Source organism: Acetivibrio mesophilus (assembly GCF_004102745.1).
Lineage (GTDB): Bacteria > Bacillota > Clostridia > Acetivibrionales > Acetivibrionaceae > Hungateiclostridium > Hungateiclostridium mesophilum.
The window spans coordinates 1-2744 of record NZ_RLII01000066.1 but is presented as its reverse complement, the minus strand read 5'-3'; the positions used below and the strand labels follow the sequence as shown (position 1 = coordinate 2744).

At 33.5% G+C, this 2744-nt stretch carries 3 protein-coding genes; all 3 read right to left on the bottom strand.

Features of this window, described 5'->3' with window-relative positions; translation table 11 throughout:
* Positions 1 to 133: 133 nt before the first annotated feature.
* On the bottom strand, positions 134 to 931 hold the full coding sequence (locus EFD62_RS17140) for a copper amine oxidase N-terminal domain-containing protein (protein WP_407921102.1): 798 nt from the start codon (positions 929 to 931) through the stop codon (positions 134 to 136).
* A 95-nt stretch (positions 932 to 1026) separates the two neighbouring features.
* A complete protein-coding gene (locus EFD62_RS17135; protein WP_069193242.1) occupies positions 1027 to 1608 on the bottom strand; it encodes a hypothetical protein in 582 nt (193 codons plus the stop codon).
* A 39-nt stretch (positions 1609 to 1647) separates the two neighbouring features.
* Positions 1648 to 2744 (bottom strand): DUF5702 domain-containing protein (locus tag EFD62_RS18175; protein ID WP_235832704.1); only part of this gene is annotated, 1097 nt, incomplete at its 5' end.

Sequence of the window (2744 nt, the reverse complement as noted above, 5' to 3'; positions counted from 1 at the left end):
CGGCAGAGGCTCATTGTCAAGAGGACCGTGGAATAAATGCGGAACTTTGGTATATTCTTCACTTTTCAAGGTGCATTTTGTCTCGATAGTGGCAGGCCACATTTTTCATATGCTACTTTACACTATCATATCTCTAAGACAACGAACGAGGTTTTACTCCTTTTATTAATATATATAGCGTAATCGTAGATCCTCTCATTGGCCATGACTTAGCAAGAAAAATATATTGGCTAGTCTTAGTATCATAAAAATATCTTGCTTCAATAAGATCTGTATCTTTAACCTTAGACCTCACAACGTTCATGATTTCTTTTACCGTATCTTCACTAAACCTTTGTAATAATATTTTCTCCATGTCATCTTTCTGCTTTTCAACATCTTTTCTTAGAAAATCTATTGTGAACACTGCTTCATAGTTTAAGTCATCTTTTATAGCTGAAACTGATAAATCTATATTCTTTGGTACAATAAATCCAGCTACTTCCCTTGTGTCACCTTCATCTACTACTTTACCAATATCATCTGTATCTATATACACAGTTTTAATTTCATTTTTCCACCTAACAGTTGCACCAAATGCTTCTGCTACATAGCGGGCTGGTACAAATGTCCTTCCATCTATCAACAATGCCTCTGTGTCCATTTGTTTCTTTTGCCCATTCAACTGATATTCCTTTTTCCCAATAAACAACTCTAGTGTTGTTCCGCTCATTTTAAATACTGCCTTTTTGGCATTTCCATCCCAAGTTACTATCGCTCCTATAGCTTCGCCAATAAACCTTGACGGCGTCTGTGTTCTTCCATTTGCATCAATGAAGGGCTGAGCATCCGGGAAATTCACCTCTTCCCCATCTACAACTACACGAAGAGGTATATTAATTGCATAAGTCATGCTTGAGGAAAATATGGTTAAGATAAATACTGTTAACATTAATGCTGCTAGTCTTTTCATTATAAAACCTCCAGTTTTTATTATAGTTTTACTCTCATAAAAGCAGTAAACATACACTTAATTAAAACGTAGTTCTATTGCTCTTTATTTTTTTCTTCAAAGAAATGCTCAATTTCATTTATTTTCTCACCATTTTCACTAATCTCATATATGTATACACCATCTTTAAACCAAAATGCAAATACCATACCTTTACTTTCTGGATTTACGCAATAAACCACATCGTTTGTATCTATTTCTTCAAGGTCTGTCATATAATCGTCTATTACTACACAGTCAACACCTAACCCTCTTGTTACAGACATATTACTATTTTCAATATAAGATGCCGTTCTATTCATCACATATATTAAACTACCTCCAGTATAAGGATTAACAATATCTTTCTTATATATGTCATGTAATGTATTCATTACACCTGCATAATCACCAGTTTCAGTAAAATTCCTCAAATAAGCAGCTTCTATGGCATACTCCAAAAACTTTTCCGCATTAGTCTTTTCTTTTTTATCTCCTGCATTCTGTGTACTCTGTGTCGAGTTTGCTGTCGATGTATTAGAAGGTTGACTATTTCCTTCCTCGCTGCCACCACAAGCCGATAATAAAGATGCTACACATATTATTACTGCTACTAATATTAACTTTACTCTAATCATTCTTCAACATCCCTTTCTTTTAATAATCATTTTTTTATGTTAATATCCCTTATACAGGACAACATCAAGCTTTATTCTTTTTCCATCTTCGGTTCTCAATTCCTTTGGCATAAAAGGTTTTGTTGCAAACAAATACTTTATTGAAACTGAAGATTCGATGCGCATATAGGTACTACATTCTGAGATTTTAAAAGTTTTGCTCCCTGATATAGTCCTCATATTCACCTGTATTAAATCAGCAACTCTTTTCATCTTCACATCGCTGTTTGTGAAAAGTAAAAATAGTCTAAGGTAATCAGCATACTTCATAGAGAGGAAAGACCCCTTAAGGTTTGTTTTCATTACTTCTGAGTCACTTGTATTGCCGATAGAATCAATAAATTTATTTACTTCATCTTTTCCCTTATCAGCAGTTTTTTTGAATGTTTCTTTGAACTTATTGACTAAATTTGCTTTATAATCTTCAATTCCCTCTTTTATATTATATTTCACTTTCTTTTTTGCTTCTTGAATAGTATTAAAGATCATACTATTTACTTTCTTACTTGTCTCATCCACGTTATAGCCAAGCAACTCCTTTCCTTCTGCAAGTTCTGCAGTCAGCTCAGCTACAGCTTCTTTAAGATTTCTATCTTTGTATTCTTTAAGAAAATCTGTATAATCAGCTCCTTGAATATTTATTGGTACGTAGCTGCCTACAGCACTGTTTTCAACAGTTTCCATTTGTTGAAGAAGCAAAGTTTGAACTTCACTGCTAATCCGATTCATTATGTCTCCTATTTCTCCCTCAGCTTTAACATTTAAACTTGCCTCTAAGTCATTAAAAATATCCTCTGCAGAGTGCATACTTTCTTTTAAAGGATTTTCAATACTAGCAAATGCCTTATCTACTAATAAATCTACTTTTGAGTCAATGTAGTCTGCTATAGTAGTACCAGCCTTTTTCACAAAATCCTCAGCTTTGTCCTCTGTATAATCAATCACTTCTTGGGCAACGTCTTTTGCCTTATCTTTAGCTGTATCAATAATTTCATTTGTAATTGTTGTCGAAAGTCCTTTAATATCCGTTATCCATGTATTCCTCGTTTTAAATATTGGTACACTATCACCCTTTAACAGCAAATATACATCGAATA

Bases quoted from the DNA above. Each gene is read 5' to 3' on its own strand.
- EFD62_RS17140 (WP_407921102.1), bottom strand. From the start codon at position 931: ATGTTAACAGTATTTATCTTAACCATATTTTCCTCAAGCATGACTTAT.
- EFD62_RS17135 (WP_069193242.1), bottom strand. From the start codon at position 1,608: ATGATTAGAGTAAAGTTAATATTAGTAGCAGTAATAATATGTGTAGCA.